Raw genomic sequence first — 22544 nt, forward strand, 5'->3', positions numbered from 1 at the left:
CCCAAAGGTGAGTCCTGGGGATAGATCTCCCGACTCATCCCCCCTCCCTGAGTCACGGGGAGGGTGAGTCACGACTCACGCCACCCTGAATAGAATCCAGCCGCCCCGCTCCATAACCCCCACCGTGAGTCGCCGACTCGGCTCGACTCACCGAGTCCCTGCCTCGGACCCCTGTGGACAACCCTCTGGACAGATTACCCCGAGGATTGCGTCCACAGGACTCACAGGGACCCTCTACACCCCCTCCTTTCCTTAAGAATCCAATTAGAGTGAAAGGGGCCCGATGGACCCCGTGGACAAACCCTTCCTGCGTGCCCTGGCAGGCGACCCCGTTTGGCCACCGCCGATCTGGCTGATGCGTCAGGCCGGCCGCTATCTGCCCGAGTACCGCGCGACGAAGGAAAGGGCCGGCGGCTTCCTCCAGCTCTGCCTCAACCCCGAGCTCTCGGCCGAGGTCACCTTCCAGCCGCTGCGCCGCTTCCCCGGGCTGGACGCTGCCATCCTCTTCACCGACCTGCCCATGCTCCCCTGGGCCATGGGCCAGCCGCTCCGCTATGGCACCGGCGGCCCCGAGGGAGTCGGCCCCATGCTCGACCCCGTGCGCGACACCGCCGCCCTCGCCGCCCTCCGCCCCGAAGGCGCCGCAGCGCGGGCCGCCCCCATTATGGAAACCGTCGCCCGCATCCGCGCCGGGCTCGAGGCGAACCACCCCGGCACCGCCCTGATCGGCTTCGCCGGCGCCCCCTGGACGGTGGCCTGCTACATGATCGACGGGCGCGGCGGCCACGGCTTCCCCATCGCCCGCGGCATGGCCGAGACCAACCCCGCCTTCCTCGACGCCCTCTTCGCCACCCTGCTCGACGCCGCGGAGTCCTACCTCGTCGCCCAGGCCGAGGCCGGCGCCGAAGCCCTGATGCTTTTCGACTCCTGGGCCGGCCTCCTCCCCCCAGACGGGTTCGAGCGCTGGGTCATCGCCCCCACCACCGCGCTCACGGCCCGGCTGAGGGCCCGCCTCGGCCCCGACTACCCCCTGATCGGCTTCCCCCGCCTGGCCGGCCCTGGCACCCCCGCCTATGCCGCCCGCACCGGCGTCAACGCCGTCGGCCTGGACGAGACCGTGGACCTCCGCGGCCCGCTCCCCCAAGGCGTCACTCTCCAGGGCAACCTCGACTCTCGCATCCTCGTCGCCGGCGGCGACGCCCTGCGCACCGCCACCGCCGAGATCCTCGCCGCCATGCGCGGCCGCCCCTTCGTCTTCAACCTCGGCCACGGCATCACGCCCGACACGCCGATCGAGAACGTCGCGGCGCTGGTCGAGCAGGTAAAGCGCGGGTAGCCCGGGGGAAGCGCTGCTTCCCCCCTTCCCCCTTCGCCGGGGAGGCAACGGCCTCCCCGGACCCCGCGATCGGTTTCAAAAACCACGTCCAAACGCGCCGCAGGCCAAAACCAAGGCCACTGAAGCCGCCCTGCCAGTCGCCTGAGGTCCAAGACCTCAGGCGCACCCACCCAAAGCAGATAGTGGGGTCCGGGGAGCCTCAGGCTCCCCGGTCGGGGTTCAGGGGCGACGCCCCTGGGGTCACCCGCACCCCTCATGGACGCCAAGCCCCCGCCGCCCCACATCCCCGCACGATGCCCTTCCCCCGCCGTGCCCTGCTCGCCCTGCCCCTGGCCGCCTGCACCCCTCAGCTCATCCCCGCCGGCCCACGCATCGCCGACGCCGCTCTGGCCGAGGACGCCCTCACCATGCCGGACGGCGCCCGCCTGCCGCTCCGCGCCTGGCAGCCCGAGGGCACCCCGAAGGCCGTCCTCCTCTGCCTCCACGGGTTCAACGACAGCCGCAACTTCATGATTGAACCGGCCGAGGCGCTGACCGCCGCTGGCCTGGCCGTCTACGCCTACGACCAGCGCGGCTTCGGCGGCGCCCCCCACCGCGGGGTCTGGCCCGGCGCCGAGACCCTGGCCGAGGACGCCGCCACCGCCGCCCGCCTCCTCCGCGCCCGCCACCCGGGCGTGCCGCTGTTCCTGCTCGGCGAAAGCATGGGCGGCGCCGTCCTGCTCCTCACCGCCACCCGCCAGGCGCCGCCCGAGGTCACCGGCTACGTCCTGCTCGCCCCCGCCGTCTGGGGCCGCGTCACCATGCCCCGGCTGGCGGTCGGCCTGCTCGAGGTGCTCGCCCACACCATCCCGCGCATTGCGGTGGCCTCCAGCGTCCCGGGCCTCGCACCCACCGACAACATGCGCGCCCTCAACCGCCTGGCGCGGGACCCGCTGACCATCCGCGAAACCCGCGTGGACACCACGCGCGGCCTGGTGGACCTGATGGACGACGCCCTCGCCGCCGGCCCGCGCCTGCGCGCCCAAACCCCGCCGATGCTGCTGGTCTACGGCGCCCGGGACCAGCTCGTGCCCCCCGTCGCCACCCGCGCCCTGCTGAGCGCCATCTCACCCGACGCCCCGGCCCGCATCGCCTACTACACCGCCGTCCACCACATGCCGCTGCGCGACCTCGCGGCCCCCACCGTCATCGCCGACATGCTCGCCTGGATGGACCGCCCGGCCGCCCCGCTCCCCTCCGGCGCGGATGCGGCGGGGTTGGCCTGGGCCAAGGCGCCTTTACCGGCCTGGTGAGAGTGTTGCGCCAGGGGCGTCCCCCCTGAACCCCACCATTTGTTTTCAGGGGTCTCGCTGAGGGTCACAGACCCCTGGCACCGGCCATCTCAGCCCGCGTTGTCCGGGCACTCCGAAAAGCCGAACGCGGGGTGCGGGGAGGCCGATGCATCCCCGGTGGAGGGAGAGTGGGGAAGGAAAAGCCGCCCCTAGCGGCCACCCGCCCCACCCAGAATCAGCGCAGCGCCGCCACGAAATCCGGCCGGTCGAGCATCGCGTCGATCGCCGCCGCCATGGCTCGCAGCGTCGTCCCCCGTAGCTCCTCAGGGTTCGCCAGGATGCCGCCCGCCAGGATGTCGCCGCTCTCCACCAGGTCCGACCGCCCCTCGCCCGTCCAGGCCACGGCGCCGGTCGCGCGGTTCACCAGGCTTCCCTGGAACTGCACGTTGGCCTCGGTTCGCATCAGCTTGCTGGCATTGTACTGCAGAACCCGCACCCGCAGCTCGTAGCCGCCGCCCGCACCGGGGGCGAGCAGCCCGCGCGCGGCCAGCGCGTCGCGGAACGCCTGAGCCACCACATCGCTCACCGGCGTCGGCGCCGCCAGACGACGCAACGGGTTGCCGTAGCCGCCGCGGATGGTCCCGAACTGGCTGGTATTTGCCTGCCCGTCCGTCCGCTCGTCCGTCACGGGCCCGACGGCCACCACCGGCCGCGCCATCGCGACCGGTCGCGGCGCCGTCAGGGGGTTGTAGGTCATGGGCAGCTCCGCTGTCCCGCAGGCGGCAAGCGGCAGGAACGCGACGAGAGCCATCGCGCGAAGTCCGTGGTGCACCGGGCAAATCCTCCATCCGATCGGGCCATTGGGAGGCGGAACGAACCGCTTCGCAAGAGCCCGCCCCGAGGAGAAGCGCCGCGCTACCGCCGCCCTCAGCCCACCTCCGCCGGCAGGTCGAACACCTCCGGATACCCGAACAGCCCCACCTGCCCGCCGGTATGGATGAACACCACGTTCTCCTCCGCCCCGAACCGCCCCTGCGCGATCAGGTCGATCAGCCCCGCCATGCCCTTCCCGGAATAGACGGGGTCGAGAAGGATGCCCTCCTTCTCTGCCAGCAACCTCACGGCCCGCACCATGCCCTCGGTCGGGATGCCGTAGCCCTGGCCGACATAGTCGCAATTCGCCACCACATGCTCCGCCCGCACCGTGCCCTCGGGCAGCCCCAGATGCGCGGCTGTGCGCTGGGCCAGCGCTAGCACATTCGCCTCCTGCTTCTCCCGCGGCGCCCGCACCCCAATGCCGAGCACGGGGATCCCGCTGTTCAGCCCCACCAGCCCGGCGACAAGCCCCGCCTGCGTGCCCGCGCTGCCCGTGGCGTGCACCACATGGTCGATCCGCAGCCCGAGCTCGGAAGCCTGCGCCACCAGCTCCAGCGCCGCCCCCACATAGCCCAGCGCCCCCACCGGGTTGGACCCGCCGCCCGGGATCACATAGGGCCGCTTGCCCGAGGCCCGCAGCTCCGCCGCCAGCGTCTCCATCTCCGCCTGCATGTCCGCCCCACCCGGCCGGCGGGACACGGTGGCGCCATGCAGTTTGTCCATCAGCACGTTGCCAGACCGCGTATAGGCCGGGTCCGTGTATCCCGTCCGGTCCTCGAGCAGGATGTGGCAGGCCAGCCCCAGCTTCGCCGCCGCCGCCGCCGTTTGCCGGGCATGGTTCGACTGCGTGGCCCCCTGGGTGATCACCACATCCGCGCCCTGCGCCAGGGCATCGGCCATCAGGTATTCCAGCTTCCGCGTCTTGTTGCCGCCGGTGGAAAGCCCCGTCGCATCATCCCGCTTAATCCACAGCTTCGGCCCGCCGAGGTGGCGGGACAGGTTCTCCATCGGCTCCAGCGGCGTCGGCAGATGGCCCAGGCGGACACGGGGAAAGCGGGCGAGATTCACAGGTTTTTCCTCCCGAAGGCGTCGCAGGGCCAGGACGCTAGGCCGCCCGGCCCCCCACGCCAATCGTCCCACGCCGGCAACCCGCGCCGCCCCCGAACGTTTAGAGAACACACACGAGAGGGGACTCACCATGGCCAAGCAGCCCGAGCACGACGACCACAACCCCAAGACCGACCCCAACCCCGGCTCCAACACCATCAAGGACCCGAGTGACTGGACCACGGGCGACCAGCCCATGACCGGCGCCCAGGCCTCCTACCTCAAGACCCTCTCCGAAGAGGCGCATGAGGAGTTCGACGACAAGCTGAACAAGGCCGATGCCTCCAAGCGCATCGACGAACTGCAGGAAAAGACCGGCCGCGGGACATAAGGGCGGCTCGGGGGAGAGCGCCGCTTCCTCTCCCCCATCGCCCGGGAGCCAACGGCCTCCCCGGACCCTGCGATCGGTTTCCGGGGGAACGACGCCCGAACTCGCTGCCACAGGCCGTAAACCCCGGCCACATCTCCACCGTGCCGATCGCATAGGGTCGCGGACCTCAGGCGCACCGCCTTTAAACAGATGAGGGCTCAGGGGAACTCGGTTCCCTGATGATGGGCCTGGAGAGGCAGAGCCTTCTCCAGGGGTCTCCCGCGCCACCCCCACCCATGGCACGCTGCCAAGCGATGCCCGCACTTCGAGACCGCCGCTTTCTCATTCTCCTCGCCCTCGGCTTCTCCGCCGGCGTGCCCCTGCCCCTGGTTGCGGGCCAGGTCCTCCGCCAGTGGTTTACCGAGTCCGGCCTGTCGCTGACCGATATCGGCCTCACCGCCCTCATCGGCCTCGCCTATTCCCTGAAGTTCCTCTGGTCCCCCGCGCTGGACACCGTGGCTCCCCCCTTCCTCTCGCGAATGGGCCGGAGACGCGGCTGGCTCCTCCTCATCCAGCCCCTGCTGATCCTGGCCATCCTCGCCACCGGCTACAGCAACCCCAGCACCGGCCCCCTCGGCACCGCGGCGCTCGCGGCCCTGGTCGCCTTCCTCTCCGCCAGCCAGGACATCGTGGTCGACGCCCACCGCATCGAGATCCTCGAGGAGACGGAACAGGGCTACGGTCTCGCCTGCTATGTCTGGGGCTACCGCCTGGCCCTGCTCGCCAGCGGCGGCGGCACGCTCTGGCTGGTGGGCGCCCTGGGCTGGGGCGGCGCCTACGCCTATGCGGCGGCCCTCATGCTCGTCGGCGTCATCGCCACCCTCGCCTCTCGCGAGGCCCCAACCCCCGCCGCCCGGCCGTTGCCCTGGGGCGAGCGCCTCCGCACCTCCGTCGTCCAGCCCTTCGCCGACTTCACCCGCCGCCGCCTCTGGCTGGCCATCCTGCTCTTCATCGCCCTCTTCAAGCTGGGCGAAGCCCTGGCAGGGGTGATGACCACCCCCTTCTACCGATCCCTCGGCTTTACCCGGGAGGAGGTGGCCGCCGTCGGCACCGTCTTCGGCCTCTTCGCCACCCTGGGCGGCGCGCTGGCCGGTGGCTGGGTTGTCGCCCGCCTCGGCACCGCGAAGGCCCTCGTCCTCACCGGCCTCGGCCAGATGCTCTCCAACCTGATGTATGTGGCGCTCGCCCATGCGGGCCACGACATGCCCATGCTCTGGGCCCAGGTCGGCATCGAGAACTTCACGGATGGCCTGGCCGACGCCGCATTCGTCACCTACCTCTCCGGCCTCACCAGCCGCGCCTTCACCGCCACGCAGTACGCGCTGCTGTCCTCCCTCGCCGCCGTCCCGCTGCGAACCCTTGGCGCCTCGTCGGGTGCCATGGCGGAAGCCCTCGGCTGGCCCGCCTTCTTCCTGATGACCACGGCGGCCGCCCTGCCCGCCATGGCCATCATGCTCTTCCTCCTCTGGCGCCTGCCCCCCGCAGAACCCGCGCCCGGGCCGAACAAGCTGGCGGAACCCGTCCTGTGACGGCCCCCGAGCCCCCCGGCCGGCTCGCCGCCGCCCTCTCCGCCCTCGCCCGCGCGCCCCAGCGCATCGGCGCCGCCGCCTTCACCCGCCTCGCTGCCCTGCTGCTCGCGATCACCGGCGTCCTCGCCTTCGTGGGCCTCGCCGGCGAGGTGCTGGAAGGCGAGACCCTGGCCTTCGACCGCGCGGTCCTCCTCGCCCTGCGGGATCCCGCGAACCCCGCCGACCCGATCGGCCCCGCCTGGTTCGAGGAAGCGGCGCGCGACGTCACCGGCCTGGGCAGCCACACCATCCTCATCGGCCTCACCCTCGGGGTGACGATCCTTCTCGCCCTCAACCGCAAGCGCGGCGCCGCCTTCCTCGTCCTCGGCTCCATCGCCGGCGCGATGCTCATCAGCGCGGGCCTGAAGATCCTGTTCGAGCGCCCCCGGCCGGACCTCGTGCCCCATGCGGTCGAGGTCTACACGGCCAGCTTCCCCAGCGGCCACGCCATGCTCTCGGCCGCCACCTACCTCACCCTCGGCGCCCTTATCGCCCAGGTGCAGGCCCGCTGGCGCACCCGCAGCTACGTCATCCTCGTCGCCGTGCTCACCACGGTTCTCGTCGGCGCCAGCCGCGTCTATCTCGGCGTCCACTGGCCGACCGACGTGCTGGCGGGCTGGTGCCTCGGGGCCGCCTGGGCCCTGCTCTGCTGGCTCGCCGCCGTCACCCTGCAACGCCGCGGCCGGGTCGAAACCCCCGCCGAGCCCCCGGAACCACCCAGGCCCGAATGACCCCCGCCGCGATCTGGACGCCCCTGCTCCTCATCGGCTCGAACGTGCTGATGACCTTCGCCTGGTACGGCCACCTCAAGCGCCCATCCTGGCCGCTCTGGCTGGCCATCCTCGCCTCCTGGGGCATCGCCTTCTTCGAGTACTGCATGGCCGTCCCCGCCAACCGCATCGGCTACGGCACCTTCACCGGCCAGCAGCTGAAGGTGATGCAGGAGGTGATCACACTGGCCGTCTTTGCCGGCTTCTCGGTGGCGGTGCTGGGGGAACCCCTGCGCTGGAACTACCTGGCCGCCATGGCCTGCCTCATCGCCGCCGTCGGCTTCATCTTCATTCGGGTGGACTGAACGCGAACACCCCATCCCCCATTGCCGTCCGGCGGATCGCCACGAACTCCTCCCGCGACAGGCTGAGAGGACGGAAATGGAAGGGAACTGGACCACCACCGGCATGGCGCGACGCCAGCTGGTGGCTCAGGAAGCGGTGACGCGCGCGGCCGAGACCACGGCCCTGGTCAGCCGCCTCCTGGCACGCTCTTGCCAGTCCCTCGACCGCTCCCTCGACCTCTTGGCCGCCCTTCCCGGCCCGGCGCCGGAGGGAACCCCGCCACGGAGCGGCGCCTAGAACAGCCCGCTGCCAAAAGGCACTGCAGGCAACCCGATTCCGGAGCCGGTGCCGCCCCGGCCGTCTGCCCCTGCGAACCTCGCCCTCAGTCGTTCGGCCCCTCGCCGGAAAGGAAGGCGGCGAACCGGTCCCGGAAGGCCGGATGCCAGCGCGAGAGTGCCGGGCGGTTGTGGATCACGTCGCCCATCGCCCAGGCCATGCGCTTCTCATCCATCGGGCGCGTCGTCTCGTCATCCGGGCACAGCACGTAGAAGTCGCCGTCGCCAAGCCCGGCGAGCAGGAAGTCGGCCACCTGCCCTGGCAGCCAAGACCCCGCCGGGCGCCCCTTGGCGCCGGTCATGCCGGTGAAGGTGGAGCCGGGGATCAGCAGATGCGCCGTCACCCGCCCGCCCGTCTCCTCGCGCAGCGTGTGCGCAAGGCCCTCGGTCAGCGCCTTCACGCCGGACTTGCTGACATTGTAGGCGGTGTTGCCGGGCGGCTGTGTGATGCCCTGCTTGGACCCGGTGTTGACCACCACGGCCGGACGGCCATGCGCGACCATCGCCGGCACGAAGGCCTGCACCCCGTGCAGCACGCCCATGAGGTTGACGGCAAGGGTACGGTCCCAGATCCCGGCGCCCGTCAGCGCATCGGCGCCGCCATGGATCGCGGCGTTGTTCATCAGGAACGACACCGGCCCGAAGCGGTCCGCCACCTCACAGGCGAAGCGCTCCACCGCCGCGCGATCGGCAACGTCCACCACGAAGCCCGCCGCTCTATCGCCGAGCGACTGCGCCGCCTGCATGACCGACGCGCTGCTATCGGCGAGGACGACCCGCATCCCGGCCCCGGCCAGTCGCTCGGCGATTGCAAGGCCGATGCCGCCCGCGGCGCCTGTCACCACCGCCACGTTTCCCACCGCGATCGCGTCCACGCACACAGCTCCATCGCCTGTCCCGTCCGGCAACGCGCAGGCTGCGCCTCCGTTGTGCGGGGCCCTGCCCGCGCCGGGCCGAAGCGGGCCAGCCGCTGGTGAGGGAGGGCACGCCGGAAAGCCGCATCCGATCAGGCCCGGCGGCGGGATGCGGCCAGCGCCCCTAGAACCGCGCGACCAGCACCACCCCCACCACCATCAGCGCCCCGCCCAGCAGCCGCATGGCCGAGGCCGGGTGAACCTCGAAGCCCAGCAGCCCGAAATGATCCATCGCCAGGCTCGCCACCACCGCCGCCGTCAGCGTCACCGCGGTAAAGGGCCCTGCCCCCATCGCCTTCGCCTGGGTCAGGGTGACCACGACGTAGAAGGCCCCCATCAGCCCGCCGACCCACCCCCACCAGGGCACCTCGCCGGCCTGCCGCAACGCGGCGCCCGACCCACTCCCGAACCCGCCGAGGAACGGCCAAGCCGCCAGCACCCCCAGCGCCCCGGCGGCATAGACCACCAGCGCCGGCACCACCGGCCCCGCGCCCAGCCGCTCGTGCAGCGTCGCGTTCGCCCCGGATTGCAGCGTGTTGAGGATGCCGGCGATCGCTGCGAGCAAATAGGCCAAGGCCCGTCTCCTGGTCCGTCCTGGGCCTTAACGCGGAACCTCCGGCCACGGCGTCCCGGCCTAATCCTCCTCGCCGATCCCCTCCGGCCCGCGCTCCAGCCGGCTCCGCACCGCCGTCAGCTCCTCCAGCCAGCGATCCAGCATTGCCCGCAGCCCCTCGGGAGTAACCCCCTCCACGCTGTCCAGGCGCGAGACGACCACCCGCTTCTCCTCGGGCAGCTCCACCCGCGCCCAGCGCGTCAGCCCGTGCAGGGCGAGCGCCAGGGCCAGCGCATCCCCCTCCTCCACATTGATGGCGAGCGAGAACACGATCGTCCCGTAATGCCAGGCCAGCGCCGGAGGATCCTCCTCCTCCACCGGATCGGTCAGCTCCACCTGGAAGGGCAGCGGCGCGCCGTGCTGCACGAGGAAGGCCGGCGCCTCCTCGTCATCCTCCGGCTCCCCCTCCACGATCTCCAGCCCGGCCTCGCGCAGCAGCCCCTCCACATGGATCGGCCGCAGCCCCTCCAGGAAGGCCTCCGCATCGCCGAGCGCCGTCTCATGGATCACGGAAGCCTGCAGCGACACGGAAGGATCCCAGCCAAACCCCCCGGTGATCGCGTCCAGCGCCATCCGCGCCAGCGAGGCGCATCCCGCCTCGTCCAGCGGCGGCAGGTCGCGCGACCAGTCCTCCCGCCCATGCGGCGCCAGCGTCAGCCCGAGCTGCTTCAGCACGCTCGCCCGCTTGCGCGCCGAAACCGGCAGCTTCGCGAATACGCCGCGCGGCGCGAATCGGCCGGAAGCCACCTCCACCGCGCTGCTCGCGTAGGGGGCGGAGAACACCTGCGCATAGGCCGCCTCCCCCACATCCGGCATCATCGCCGAGACGGTCAGGAACCGCATGTCCCCCAGCGACCAGGACGTCCCCTCCTCCTGCGGATCCCACAGGCAGGTGGACATGATCGCGCGGGTCAGCTTGCGCAGCACCTCGGCCTGGGTGGCCCGGCCCCCCCCGCGATGCAGGGTCCAGCCGCGGGCACGTCGTTCCATCGTCATGCCCCATTCTTTGTCGCGTCGGCCCGATCGCCAAGGGTGGCCCAACGGCCATGCCCCGCCGCCCTCGCCCCCGCAATATCATCCGGCAGCCCCCGGCAGCAGTCCGCAGCATCAGCCCCCAGCTCGGGAACCGGCGTCCGGCCCATCGCCCGCCATCCCCTTGGGCCGCGTCCCCGGCTATGGTGCGGCGTGACGGCGCAGCACCGAGCCGATCCCGGATTGGCGGAGTGGGCGCGTGGAACTGCGGAAGAACGAAGCGGACGCCGCGCCGGGCTCGACGGCATCGGCCGCCATTGCCCTCACCATCCTCTCCGGCCTCCTCTATGTCCTGGGCTACGCGCTCTCCAAGACCCTGGTTACGGATCACGGCCTGACCCCCTTGCAGGTCACCTTCCTCCGCTGCGCCGCGATCCTTGTCGCCACCTTGGCCGCCACCGCCTGGCCCGGCACCCGCCTGACCTGGCACCGCCTGTTCCGGCCCGAACGGGCCTGGGAGCAGAGAGCGGCCGCCGCCGCGCTCGTGGCCTCCAACGCCCTCGCGGTGCTCGCCTATACGCTCCTCTCCGTCACCGCCGCCTCGGCTCTCGGCTTCACCGCCCCGCTCCTGCTCGCCCTGCTCGGCGGCCTCTTCCTGCGCGAAAAGGTCTCGCTCGGCCGCTGGCTCGGAACGCTGGTCGGCTTCGCTGGCATGCTGCTGATCGTGAGGCCGGGCGGGGAGGCGAGCCCTCTCGGCATCGCAGCGGCCTTCGCGGGCGCGCTCACCTATGCCGGCTACCAGATCGTGATCCGGCGCCTGCGGGACGTCGCCACCACACAGGACACCATCATGCAGGTCGCGCTTGTCGGGGTCGTCCTGCTGGCCGTGCCCGTCGCCGCCGACTGGCACCCTGTCACGCTCCTCGCCGCCGGACTGGTCGTGGCGGTGACCGTCGTCCAGACCGCCGCGCTGGCCTGCATCGCCGCCGCCCTGCACCGGGGCGAGGCATCGCGCCTGGCGCCCTGGCAATTCTCCGGGCTGCTCTGGGCCATGGCGCTGGATGCCATCCTCCTCCACGTCATGCCCGTGCCGGCCAGCCTCTTCGGTGCCCTGCTCGTCATCGGCGGCGGCGTGCTCGCCCAGACGCTGAAATCCCGGCAGCGCCGCGAGTAGGCCCCGGCCCCCGCAGCCGGCACCTCACCCCGCTGCCAGCGCCCGATCCAGCGTCGCCGAAGCCCCCACCTCGTACAGCGACGCCAGCCACCGCCGCAGCGGCCCCACCAGCCGCTCGTCATGCCGCAACCCGCCGAACATCTCCTCCACCGACAGCAGCGGCCCCGGATCGGCCCCGCCCTCCGCCGCCAGCCGCATCAGCCGCTCCGCCTGCGGATACCGGATCCCGATCGCCGCCCCCGCCTCGTCCACCCCGCGCATCCGCCGCATCCACGCCGCCAGCCCCAGCGCCAGCAGCTCCACCGGCCCGCCCCGTGCCAGGCTCGCCTCGATCGGCATCACCAGCAGGTTGATCGGCGCATCGGTGTTGATCCGCTCCACCGTGTCCTCGATCGCCGGATTGGCGAACCGCTCGATCAGCGCGCGCTTGTACGCCGACAGATCCACCCCCGGCACCGGCGCCAGCGTCGGTCCCGTCTCACGCTCCATCAGCGCGGCCATGAAGGCCCGCATCCGCGCATCCCCCATCACCTCATGCACGAAGCGATGCCCCATCAGCCGCCCCAGCGCCGCGATGGCCAGATGGCTCCCGTTCAGCAGCCGCAGCTTCATCATCTCGTAAGGCGCCACATCCCCCACGAACTGCGCCCCCACCGAAGCCCAGTCCGGCCGCCCCGCAGCAAACCGATCCTCGACCACCCACTGCGTGAAGCTCTCGGAAAATACCGGCCACGCATCCCGCACGCCATAGGCGCTCTCCAGATGCGCCACATGATCCGCCCGCGTCGCCGGCGTGATCCGGTCCACCATCGTGTTCGGAAACGCCCCGCGCTCGGCGATCCATTCCGCCAGGCCCAGATTTCCTTCACCGGCATCCCGCATCCGCGCGAAATCCAGCACCGCCCCGCGCAGCACGTCGCCGTTGTTCTGGATGTTGTCGCAACTCATCGCCGTGAAGGCGCCCGCCCCCGCCAACATCCGCCGCCGATACGCCTCCACGATGACCCCGATCGCGCTCCGCGGCCGCGCCGGCTCCGCCAGATCCGCCACCACCGCCGGATGCCCCGCATCCAGCCGCCGCGTCGCCGGGTTCAGGAGGTACCCGTTCTCGCTCACCGTCAGGCTGACGATCCGCATCGCCGGATCGTCCATCCGCCCCAGCAACCCCGCCGTGGAGTCCCCCGCGTAAACCACCCCCGCCAGCGACCCGATGACAGACACCGCCTCCGTCACCCCATCCCGCTCTACCAGCGTGTAGAGCCCATCCTGCGGCCCCAACGCCTGTTCCACGCGCGCATCCCCGGGCAGCAGCCCCGCGCCGAGAATCCCCCACTCCAGCGCCGATGATTCCCGTTCCATCAGCGCGTGCGCGTAACGCGCCATATGCGCGCGGTAAAATGCCCCCAGCCCGAGATGCAGGATCCCCGCCCGCACCGACGCCACGTCGTACCCGGGCACCCGCACCGGCGCGGCAATCCGCCCGAGATTGGCCCGGTTCAACACCACCGCTTCCATCGACGCTCTCCGCGCAGGCCGCCCCAAAGGAGGGAGAAGGAATTCTCCCCCCTTTGAAAACCCCCTCATCTTCTTCTAACAGGCTGCTGCGAGATGCGGATCAGGGGTCTCGCCGAGGGTCCACGACCCTCGGCGCACGACATCGGCCACAAGCGCCAAGGATCAGAAAAAGATGAGGGAGGGTCCGGGAGGGAGAATTCCTTCTCCCTCCCGGAGGCCACGAAGCCCTACGCCCCCAGGAACGCGACCAGATCCGCGTTCAGCCGATCCTTCTCCGTGAAGAACAGCCCGTGCGCCGCCCCGCCATACTCGATCAGCTTCGACCCGGTGATCATCCGCGCCGCCGCCCGCCCGCTCACATCGGTCGGCACGGTGGCATCGGCATCCCCGTGGATCACCAGCGTCGGCACCGTGAAGGCGCGCATATCCGCGCGGAAGTCCGTCTCCGAAAAGGCCCGCACGCAGTCGATCGTCGCCTTGGGCGAGGCCTGCAGCGCCAGCATCTGCGCCCACTGCATGATCTCGGCCGTCACGGTGAAGTTCAGCATCCCCGCGCCGAAGAACTGCTTGCCGAAGGTCGCCAGGAAGTTCGGCCGGTCGTCGCGCAGCCCCTTCACCATGTCGTCGAAGGTCGCGCGCGGCACGCCGTCCTCGTGGTCCGGCGTCTTCACCAGGAAGGGCGTCACCGCGCTCACCAGCACCGCCTTGGAGACACGCGAAGCCCCATGCCGCGCCAGATACCGCGCCACCTCGCCGCCGCCCATCGAGAAGCCGACCAGCGCCGCCCCCTGCAGGTCCAGCCCTTCCATCAGGTCCGACAGGTCGTTTGCCAGCGTGTCGTAGTCATACCCCGTGAAGGGCTTGCCGCTCTCCCCGAAGCCCCGTCGGTCATAGGCGATGACGCGATAGCCGTGCTCGGCCAGGAACAGCGCCTGGTACTCCCACATCGCCCCGCTCAGCGGCCAGCCATGGATCAGCACCACCGGCTTGCCGGCACCCCAGTCGGTGTAGTGGATGGCCACGTCGTCGCGGGTCTTGATGAAGGGCACCGATCGTCTCTCCTGCGCTGAAATCCCGGGCAGAACGGTCGTTCCAGGGCGCGGGTTGCCGCGCACTACATGGCTGCCATGTTGCATTGCAACGGCGGAAGCGCCGCCCCCGCCCCCAATTATCGCCCCGACCACCGGGCCTGAGCTCGGTCCGCCGACAGAGGACGACCCCCTTGCCCGACAACAGCGCCAGCCCGCTTTTCCAGCCCGTGAAGATCGGCGCCCTCGACCTCGCCAACCGCGTCGCCATGGCGCCCCTCACGCGCAGCCGCGCGCTCAAGGGCGATGTCCCGCGCCCGTCCGCCGCCACCTACTACGCCCAGCGCGCCTCTGCCGGCCTTCTCATCACCGAGGCCACCCAGATCAGCTGGACCGCCAAGGGTTACGCCTTCACCCCCGGCGTCTTCACCGAGGAACAGGCCAAGGCCTGGCGCAGCGTGACCGATGCGGTGCACGAGAAGGGCGGCAAGATCGTCACCCAGCTCTGGCATGTCGGCCGCATCTCCCACCCCAGCCTGCAGCCAAACAACGGCCAGCCCGTGGCCCCCTCCGCCGTTACGCCCAAGGGCCAGGCCTTCACCGAGACCGGCTTCCAGCCCCATGGCGAGCCCCGCGCGCTCGAGGTGGATGAGATCCGCGGGATCGTCGCCGACTTTGCCCATGCCGCCACCACTGCCCGCCAGGCCGGCTTCGACGGTGTCGAGATCCACGGCGCGAACGGCTACCTGATCGACCAGTTCCTCCGCGACGGCACGAACAAGCGCACGGACAACTACGGCGGCAGCATCGAGAACCGCACCCGCTTCCTCTTCGAGGTGCTGGATGCCGTCACCCAGGCCATCGGCGCCGACCGCACCGGCCTCCGCCTCTCCCCCGTCACCCCCGCCAACGACGCCAGCGACAGCAATCCCGCCCCCCTCTTCCGCCACGCGGTGGAAGGCCTGAACCGCTACGGCCTCGCCTATCTCCACATGATCGAGGGCGCGACGGGCGGCGCGCGCGACATCGTGCCCGATTACGACTTCATGGAGCTCCGCCGCCTCTTCCGCGGCGCCTACATGGCCAATAACGGCTACGACTTCGCCATGGCCGACGCCGCGCTCCGCGAAGGCCGCGCCGACCTCGTCGCCTTCGGCCGCCCGTATATCGCCAACCCCGACCTGGTCGAGCGCATGACGTCCGGCGCCCCGCTGGCCGAGCCCGACCGCACCACCTTCTACGGCGGCGACGACCACGGCTACACGGATTACCCTGCGCTGGCGGCCTGAGCCGCCATCCGCTGCGCTTGCGGCCAAGGCCGCAAGTCGCGCCAACGGTGATGCGCCCGGCCTCCCTCGCAGGGGGCCGGACTCCCGCTCGCGCCACCGTGGCTTTGCATTCCGCGAGTTTGCACTAACTTCGGCCTATCGATGCAAACACGCACCCATACCACGTCCGACTGGCCCACGGGCGGGGGAGAGATGGGCGCTCTCATCCGTGCGCATGACTGGGCCTCAACCCCTCTCGGCCCCATCGAGGCCTGGCCGCAAAGCCTGCGCGCCGCCGCCGGTCTCATGCTCGGCATCCGCCACCCAATGGTCCTCTGGTGGGGTCCGGAGCTCATCCAGCTCTACAACGATGCCCACCGCGAGACCCTCGATCCGGAAACGCATCCCGCCGTCCTTGGAATTCCCGGCCAGCAGGGCTGGGCCGATCTCTGGCACATCATCGGCCCGCAGATCGAAGCGGTCATGGCCGGCCAGGGCGCCACCCGGCATGTGGACCAGCTCCTCCCCATCACCCGCCAGGGCCAGCGCCGCGACACCTGGTGGACCTACAGCATCAGCCCCGTCGCGGATGACGAAGCCGCCACCGGCGTCGGCGGGGTCATCGTCGTCTGCCGCGAAACCACCAGGGTCGTTCTCGAACGCCGCCGGAGCGAGGCTCGCTACCGCGCCCTGTTCGACTCCATGGACCAGGGCTTCTGCGTCATCGAAATGCTGCTCGACGAGCACGGCCGGCCCGCCGACTACGCCTTCCTCGAGACGAACGAGGTGTTCGAGCGCCAGACCGGCCTCCGGGACGTCCTCGGCCGCAGGGCTCGCGACCTGGTGCCGGACCTGGAATCCTTCTGGATCGAGACCTATGGCCGGGTCGCTCTCACCGGCAAGCCCATCCGCTTCGCCAACCACACCCAGGCCATGGGCCGCTGGTTCGACGTCAACGCCTTCCGCATCGGCGAGCCCGGCGCGCACCATGTTGCCGTCCTCTTCAGCGACATCACCGCCCGCAAGGACGCCGAGGCCCGCCTGCGCGCGATGGAGACGCGCCAGGGCTTCCTCCTTCGCCTCGGCGACACCCTCGCCCCCCTGGCGGACGCGGCGGAGATCCAGGCCGAGGCCTGCCGCCTTCTCGGCGAGCACCTGTCCGTCGCCCAGGTCGGCTTCGGCGAGCTGAACGAGGCCGGCACCCATGTCGCCGTCCACCGGGACTGGACGGACGGCCGCATCCCCTCGGTCGCCGGCCTCTGGCTGCTGGACGATTTCGGCCCCAACTTCGCCGCCGCCCTGCACCGCGGCGAAACCGTCGCCATCCCCGACATCACCCTGGACCCCCGCACCAGCGAGCCCGGGACCGCCGCCTCCTTCGCCGCCATCGGCGTGCAGGCCATCCTCGACGTGCCGCGCATCCGCAACGGCCGCCTCGCCACCATGCTCTTCATCCACGAACCCGCCCCGCGCGAATGGCAGCCCGCCGAGCTCGCCCTGGTCGATGAGACCTGCGACCGCCTCTGGGCCGCCGTCGAGCGCGCCCGGGCCGAGCACCGCCTGCGCGAGAGCGAGGAACGCCTCCGCCTCATCGTCGAGAACGTGCACGACTACGCCATCTTCACCACCGACCCCGACTACTGCATCGACACCTGGCTCCCCGGCGCCGCCGCCGTCTTCGGCTGGACCTCGGGGGAGGCCCTCGGCCAGTCTGCCGCCCTGCTCTACACCGCCGAGGACCGCGCGCGCGGCATCCCCGCCGAGGAGCTGGAGACCGCCCGTCAGGAGGGCACCGCCCCCAACATCCGCTGGCACCTCCGCCAGGACGGCACCCGCGTCTTCATCGAGGGCAGCGTCACCGCCCTCCGCCATGCCGACGGCACCGTCCGCGGCTTCCTCAAGATCGGCCAGGACGTCACCGAGCGCCGCGCCGCCGAGCACCGCCAGGCCCTGCTGGCGCGGGAAGTGGACCACCGCGCCAAGAACGCCCTCGCCGTGGTGCAGACCGCCCTCCGCCTCACCCCACGGGAAGACCCCGCCGCCTATGCCGCCGCCGTGGAAGGCCGCGTGGGCGCGCTGGCCCGCGCCCAGACCCTGCTGGCCGAGGAGCGCTGGAGCGGCGCCGCCCTGCACGCCATCCTGCGCGGCGAGCTCGCCCCCTTCCTCTCCGGCCAGCGCGCGGACCTGGACGGCCCGCCGGTCGTCCTCCCCGCCGGCATGGCCCAGCCGCTCGCCATGGCCATCCACGAGTTGGCCACCAACGCCCTCAAATACGGTGCCCTCTCCGTGCCCACCGGCCGCGTCTCCGTCTCCTGGCACCTCGCCGGCCCGCCGCCGGGCCTGCTGTGCCTACGCTGGGCCGAGAATGGCGGCCCGCCCGTGGCCGAAACCCCCACCCGCCGCGGCTTCGGCTCCCGCGTGCTCGAGGGCACCGTCCGCCGCCAGCTCGGCGGCGCCGTCCTCCTCCGCTGGAACGCCACGGGCCTGGTCTGCGAGGTCGAGGTCCCGCTCGGCCCCGCCGCCACCACCCCGCGCCCGGAAGCCATGCCCGCCCCCATCGCCCAGGCGCACCACTGACCTTCCCCTGCTCCCTTCGCTCATGAGACGAGGCGGCCACCTCTCCTCGCTCCGTGTTGCGAGTCAAACGCAACCACCTCTATAGCTGCCCCAGCGACGGACGAGCCCCGCCCCGGCCCGGCCCCCCCCCCCCGAGCCCAGGCCGGGCCGCTCCACCCGCCGAGGAGGCCCGATGCCCACCCCAGACCAGGCCGCCCCCGCCCCTCCGATGCGGGACCCTGTCCTGCTCTCCCTCATGGTCGCCACCTTCTCCGGCAGCCTCGCCATGATGGCCTTCGTCGCGCTGATCGGCCCCATCGCCCGGGTCGCCGGGCTGCAGCCCTGGCAGGCCGGCCTCGCCGTCACCGCCTCGGGCGTGATGTGGATGCTCGGCGCCCGCCCCTGGGGCCTGGCCAGCGACCGCTACGGACGCCGCACCGTCCTCCTCGCCGGCGCCATCGGCTTTGCCCTTGCCTACTGGGCCCTCTGCCTCTTCATCGACGCCGTGCTGCGCTGGCAGTTCCCCCCCACCGCCGCCTTCCTCGGGCTGGTGCTCGGCCGCGCCCTTGTCGGCGGTTTCTACGCCGCCATCCCCGCCGCCAGCGGCGCCCTCATCGCGGACCGCACGCCGCCGGACCGCCGCGCCTCCGCCATGGCCCTGCTCGGCACCGGCAGCGGCGCGGGGCTGGTGATGGGCCCGGCCCTCGCCGCCCTGCTCGTCCCCTTCGGCCTCAGCGCCCCCCTCCTCGCCACCGCCGCCTTGCCGGTGGTCGCCCTGCTGGCCATCCTGTGGAAGGTCCCCGCCCCGCCACAGCAGATACGCCCGCCGCGGGTGGCCCTCCGCCTGCTCGACCCCCGCCTGCGCCACCCGCTCCTGGTCGCCTTCGCCGCCATGTTCGGCGTCTCCATCGCCCAGGTCTCCATCGGCTTCTTCGCGCTCGACCGCCTGAACCTGGCGCCCGAGGCCGCTGCCCAGGCCGCCGCCACCGCGCTGGCGATGGTCGGTGTCGCCCTCGTCCTCTCCCAGGGCATCGCCAGCCGTCTCACCCTCGCCCCCGAACGCATGGTGGCCATCGGCACCCTCGTCGCCGGCCTCGGCTTCGGCTCCGTGGCCCTTGCCACCCAGCCCTGGATGCTCGCCGCTGCCTACTTCATCGCCGCCGCCGGCATGGGCTGGGTCTTTCCCGGCTTCGCCGCCATGGCCGCCAATGCCGTGGGCCCGTCCGAACAGGGGGGCGCCGCGGGCGCCGCCGGCAGCGCCCAGGGCCTGGGCATGATGCTCGGCCCGATCGCGGGCAGCCTGCTCTACATGCTCGGCCCCGTGCTGCCCTACCTGCTCGTCTGCGCCCTCCTCCTCGCCGTCTTCCTCCTCACCGCCCTGCGCACCACCCGCGCCCCCGCGCCCGCTTGACCCCCCGGAGCCACCGCCCCCGTGCAGGACCTGATCGCCCAGCTCGCCGCCGACGCCGACAGCCTCGTCGCCCTTCGCCACGACCTCCACCGCCACCCCGAGATGGGCTTCGAGGAGCACCGCACCGCCGCCCTTTTCGCGTCCCACCTGCGTGACCTCGGCCTCACGGTCGAAACCGGCCTCGCCGGCACCGGCCTCGTCGCCACCCTGCACGGCCGCCGCCCCGGCCAGCGCGCCATCGCGCTCCGCGCCGATATGGACGCCCTACCCATCACCGAGGCCACCAACCTCCCCCACGCCTCCACCAACCCCGGCGTCATGCATGCCTGCGGCCATGACGGCCACAGCACCATGCTCCTCGGCGCCGCCCGCCACCTGGCCGCCAACCCCGACTTCGCCGGCACGGTCCACTTTATCTTCCAGCCCGCCGAGGAAGGCCTCGGCGGCGGCCGCCGCATGGTCGAGGAGGGCCTGTTCCAGCGCTACCCGGTGGACGCCGTCTTCGGCCTCCACAACGAACCCGGCTTGGCCCTCGGGCGCTTCGGCATCCGCCCCGGCCCCATGCTCGCCAATGTCGACACCTGGTCCGTCACCTTCCGCGGCACCGGCGGCCACGGCGCCGTCCCCCACCGCGCCACCGACCCCACCCAGCCCCTCGCCGCCTTCATCACCGCCCTGCAATCCGTCATCGGCCGCAACCTGCCCGCCCGCGAAACCGGCGTCCTCAGCATCGGCCACATCGCCGCTGGCGACGCCCGCGCGCCGAACGTCATCCCCGCCACCACCCTCGTCACCGGCACCGGCCGATCCTTCAAGCCCGAGGTGCGCGAAACCATGGGCCGCCGCCTGCGCGAACTCGCGGAATCTCTCGCCACCGCACATGGCTGCACGGCCGAGGTCACCTACCGCCACGACTACCCCGCCCTGGTGAACACCCCCGACGAAACCGCACTCGCCGCCCGCGCCGCCGCCGCCCTCGCCGGCCCCGGCACCGTCGATACCGACTTCCCCCCGATCACCGCCGGGGAGGACTTCGCCTACATGCTGCAACAACGCCCCGGCGCCTTTATCCTCGTCGGCAACGGCGTGGCGGAGGACGGCAGCTACCACCACGTCCACACCCCGCATTACGACTTCAACGACGCCCTCATCCCCATCGGCGCCGCCTACTGGGTCAGCCTCGTCCGCCACGCCCTGGGCGACGACAGCGGCACCTGACGCCCCCAGGAGGGAGAAGGAATTCTCCCTCCCGGACCCTCCCTCATCTTTTTCTCCGGGGCTGCCGCGGGATGCGGCGCTGGAAGCACGCGAGCGGCCACGCCGCTCGGCGACAGCCATGGCCCCCGCGCCCCCAAGCCTGCGGCGCAACACCTGCCCATCGCATCCGCGGCAGCCCGATCGCTGGGGTCTGGGGACCCCCGGTGGGGTCCCCAGCGGAGGGTTCGGGACGCTGGCCTCCCGGGGGCCACCCGCACCGCACGACCTTGCCGCGGCCGCCCACCCGTTCTATTGAGAATGCTTATCAAATACGATCCCAGGACGCCCCCAGTGATCCCGCTTCGCCAGGAATGGCCCGCCGACTTCGCCGCGCGCTACCGCGCCGCCGGCCACTGGCGCGGCGAGACCTTCCCGGCCTTCCTCCGGCAGCGCGCCGCTGAGTACCCGGACGCCGTGGCGATCATCGGCGGCCCCCAGCGCTGGACCTATACGGAGCTGCACGCCCGCGCCGAGGCTGCGGCGGCCGGCTACCTCGCCCTCGGCCTCCGCCCGGGCGACCGCGTGGTCGTCCAGCTCGGCAATATCCCCGAGTTCTTCTCCGCTGTCTTCGGCCTGTTCCGCGCCGGCATGATCCCGGTCTACGCCCTCCCGGCGCATCGCCTGACCGAGCTCGCCCATTTCGCCGCGAAATCCGAAGCCGCCGCCTATATCGCCGCGGAACGGCAGGACGGCTTCGACTACCGCACCCTCGCGCGCGACCTGCGCGCGGCCTCGCCCAACCTGCGCCATGTAGTGATCGTCGGCGATGCCGCCGAGTTCACCCCCTTTGCGTCGCTGGACGGCGACCGCGCCGCACTGCCCGGCGATCCGGACCCGGGGAGCGTCGCCTTCCTGCAGATCTCCGGCGGCACCACGGGCCTGTCGAAGCTCATCCCGCGCACGCATGACGACTACATCTACAGCTTCCGCGCCAGCAACGAGATCTGCGGCGTCACGCGCGACAGCACCTTCCTCACCGCACTCCCCGCCGCGCACAACTTCCCGATGAGCTCGCCCGGCCATATGGGCGCGCTCTACGCCGGCGCCCGCGTCGTCCTCAGCCCCACGCCGAGCCCCGACGCCGCCTTCCCGCTGATCGAGCGCGAGCGCGTCACCATCACCGGCCTCGTTCCCCCGCTCGCCCTCCTCTGGGCCCAGGCCGCGGCAACCACGAAGCACGACCTCTCCAGCCTGAAGGTTCTCCTCGTCGGCGGCGCGAAGCTGACGCCCGAGGCCGCCCGCCGCGTGCGCGACGGCCTGCCCGCGCAGCTGCAGCAGGTCTTCGGCATGGCAGAAGGCCTGGTGAACTACACGCGCCTGAGCGACGCCGAGGACACCGTCCTCGAGACCCAGGGCCGCCCCATCTCCCCCGACGACGAGGTGCTGATTCTCGACGACCTCGGCGAGCCCGTGCCCGAGGGCGAGCCCGGCCACCTCCTCGCCCGCGGCCCCTACACCATCCGCGCCTACCACAACGACGAGGCCGCCAACGCCCGCTCCTTCACCGCGGACGGCTACTACCGCACCGGCGACATCGTCCGCCGCCTGCCCGGCGGCTACCTCGTCGTCCAGGGCCGCGCCGGAGACCACATCAACCGCGCCGGCGAGAAGATCTCCGCGGAAGAGGTCGAGGACCACCTCCTCGCCCATCCCCAGGTCTTCGACGCCGCCGTCGTCTCCGTGCCCGACGAGTATCTGGGCGAACGCAGCTGCGCCTTCGTCATCCCATCAGGTGAACGCCCGCGCCCCGCCGCGCTGAAGGCCTGGATGCGCACCCGCGGCATCGCCGACTTCAAGGTGCCCGATCAGGTCGTGCTGGTGGACAGCTTCGAGACCACCGCCGCCGGCAAGATCAGCCGCAAGGAACTGCGCGCCCGCCTGCGCGCGCAACTCATGGCCGAAGAAGGCGCGGGCTGAG

Annotated in this window: 20 protein-coding genes; 13 read left to right on the plus strand and 7 right to left on the minus strand. The window is 71.7% G+C overall.

Features of this window, described 5'->3' with window-relative positions; translation table 11 throughout:
• Positions 1–283 precede the first annotated feature (283 nt).
• Together hemE and ACVBD7_RS19060 are read left to right on the plus strand one after the other, a co-directional pair.
• Positions 284–1336, plus strand: a complete 1053-nt coding sequence (gene hemE, locus ACVBD7_RS19055; RefSeq protein WP_458094818.1) for a uroporphyrinogen decarboxylase — start codon at positions 284–286, stop codon at positions 1334–1336.
• 293 nt (positions 1337–1629) lie between these two features.
• A complete protein-coding gene (locus ACVBD7_RS19060; RefSeq protein WP_458094819.1) occupies positions 1630–2628 on the plus strand; it encodes an alpha/beta fold hydrolase in 999 nt (332 codons plus the stop codon).
• A gap of 214 nt (positions 2629–2842) precedes the next feature.
• On the opposite strand, the gene ACVBD7_RS19065 is transcribed toward ACVBD7_RS19060, so the two are convergent.
• Together ACVBD7_RS19065 and cuyA are read right to left on the minus strand one after the other, a co-directional pair.
• Entirely contained in the window at positions 2843–3364 is a 522-nt protein-coding gene (locus ACVBD7_RS19065; protein WP_458094820.1) for a hypothetical protein, read from the minus strand.
• Between the two features lie 170 nt (positions 3365–3534).
• Positions 3535–4551 carry a D-cysteate sulfo-lyase gene (cuyA, locus tag ACVBD7_RS19070; protein WP_458094821.1) on the minus strand — a complete coding sequence of 339 codons (1017 nt, stop codon included), beginning with the start codon at positions 4549–4551 and terminating at the stop codon, positions 3535–3537.
• 130 nt (positions 4552–4681) lie between these two features.
• Between cuyA and ACVBD7_RS19075 the strand changes: the two genes are divergently transcribed.
• The 5 genes from ACVBD7_RS19075 to ACVBD7_RS19095 all read left to right on the plus strand — a co-directional run bounded on the left by ACVBD7_RS19075 (position 4682) and on the right by ACVBD7_RS19095 (position 7880).
• Positions 4682–4921 (plus strand): DUF3072 domain-containing protein, encoded by a 240-nt coding sequence (locus tag ACVBD7_RS19075; protein ID WP_458094822.1) that lies wholly within the window; start codon positions 4682–4684, stop codon positions 4919–4921.
• A 293-nt stretch (positions 4922–5214) separates the two neighbouring features.
• Entirely contained in the window at positions 5215–6489 is a 1275-nt protein-coding gene (locus ACVBD7_RS19080) for an AmpG family muropeptide MFS transporter (protein ID WP_458094823.1), read from the plus strand.
• On the plus strand, positions 6486–7259 hold the full coding sequence (locus ACVBD7_RS19085; protein WP_458094824.1) for a phosphatase PAP2 family protein: 774 nt from the start codon (positions 6486–6488) through the stop codon (positions 7257–7259). The genes ACVBD7_RS19080 and ACVBD7_RS19085 overlap by 4 nt, the downstream gene beginning before the upstream one ends.
• A complete protein-coding gene (locus ACVBD7_RS19090) occupies positions 7256–7603 on the plus strand; it encodes a DMT family protein (RefSeq protein WP_458094825.1) in 348 nt (115 codons plus the stop codon). Before ACVBD7_RS19085 ends, ACVBD7_RS19090 begins: the two co-directional genes overlap by 4 nt.
• A 76-nt stretch (positions 7604–7679) precedes the next feature.
• Positions 7680–7880, plus strand: coding sequence for a hypothetical protein (locus ACVBD7_RS19095; protein ID WP_458094826.1), 201 nt, complete (start codon positions 7680–7682; stop codon positions 7878–7880).
• Between the two features lie 85 nt (positions 7881–7965).
• On the opposite strand, the gene ACVBD7_RS19100 is transcribed toward ACVBD7_RS19095, so the two are convergent.
• The 3 genes from ACVBD7_RS19100 to ACVBD7_RS19110 all read right to left on the minus strand — a co-directional run bounded on the left by ACVBD7_RS19100 (position 7966) and on the right by ACVBD7_RS19110 (position 10441).
• The gene (locus ACVBD7_RS19100; RefSeq protein WP_458094827.1) at positions 7966–8793 is read right to left on the minus strand and encodes an SDR family NAD(P)-dependent oxidoreductase; all 828 of its coding nucleotides are present in this window, start codon (positions 8791–8793) and stop codon (positions 7966–7968) included.
• A gap of 163 nt (positions 8794–8956) precedes the next feature.
• Positions 8957–9406: a DMT family transporter gene (locus tag ACVBD7_RS19105; protein WP_458094828.1), complete on the minus strand. Its 450-nt coding sequence runs from the start codon at positions 9404–9406 to the stop codon at positions 8957–8959.
• Positions 9407–9466: 60 nt separating this feature from the next.
• Positions 9467–10441, minus strand: coding sequence for a hypothetical protein (locus ACVBD7_RS19110; protein WP_458094829.1), 975 nt, complete (start codon positions 10439–10441; stop codon positions 9467–9469).
• A gap of 235 nt (positions 10442–10676) precedes the next feature.
• Between ACVBD7_RS19110 and ACVBD7_RS19115 the strand changes: the two genes are divergently transcribed.
• Complete coding sequence (locus tag ACVBD7_RS19115; RefSeq protein WP_458094830.1) at positions 10677–11591, plus strand: DMT family transporter; 915 nt, start codon at positions 10677–10679, stop codon at positions 11589–11591.
• A 24-nt stretch (positions 11592–11615) separates the two neighbouring features.
• Here the strand turns inward: ACVBD7_RS19115 and ACVBD7_RS19120 are convergent, their stop codons facing one another.
• Positions 11616–13106, minus strand: a complete 1491-nt coding sequence (locus tag ACVBD7_RS19120) for a mannitol dehydrogenase family protein (RefSeq protein WP_458094831.1) — start codon at positions 13104–13106, stop codon at positions 11616–11618.
• Between the two features lie 227 nt (positions 13107–13333).
• Positions 13334–14155 (minus strand): alpha/beta fold hydrolase, encoded by an 822-nt coding sequence (locus ACVBD7_RS19125; RefSeq protein ID WP_458094832.1) that lies wholly within the window; start codon positions 14153–14155, stop codon positions 13334–13336.
• 173 nt (positions 14156–14328) lie between these two features.
• Between ACVBD7_RS19125 and ACVBD7_RS19130 the strand changes: the two genes are divergently transcribed.
• From ACVBD7_RS19130 to ACVBD7_RS19150, 5 genes are all read left to right on the plus strand, one after another.
• On the plus strand, positions 14329–15423 hold the full coding sequence (locus ACVBD7_RS19130; protein WP_458094833.1) for an alkene reductase: 1095 nt from the start codon (positions 14329–14331) through the stop codon (positions 15421–15423).
• Positions 15424–15615: 192 nt separating this feature from the next.
• Positions 15616–17979, plus strand: a complete 2364-nt coding sequence (locus ACVBD7_RS19135) for a PAS domain S-box protein (RefSeq protein ID WP_458094834.1) — start codon at positions 15616–15618, stop codon at positions 17977–17979.
• A gap of 172 nt (positions 17980–18151) precedes the next feature.
• Complete coding sequence (locus ACVBD7_RS19140; protein ID WP_458094835.1) at positions 18152–19369, plus strand: MFS transporter; 1218 nt, start codon at positions 18152–18154, stop codon at positions 19367–19369.
• Positions 19370–19390: 21 nt separating this feature from the next.
• The gene (locus ACVBD7_RS19145) at positions 19391–20587 is read left to right on the plus strand and encodes a M20 aminoacylase family protein (RefSeq protein ID WP_458094836.1); all 1197 of its coding nucleotides are present in this window, start codon (positions 19391–19393) and stop codon (positions 20585–20587) included.
• A 330-nt stretch (positions 20588–20917) separates the two neighbouring features.
• The gene (locus ACVBD7_RS19150) at positions 20918–22543 is read left to right on the plus strand and encodes a (2,3-dihydroxybenzoyl)adenylate synthase (RefSeq protein WP_458094837.1); all 1626 of its coding nucleotides are present in this window, start codon (positions 20918–20920) and stop codon (positions 22541–22543) included.
• Position 22544: the final 1 nt, after the last annotated feature.

The sequence above is a fragment of the Roseomonas sp. WA12 genome (assembly GCF_054165765.1).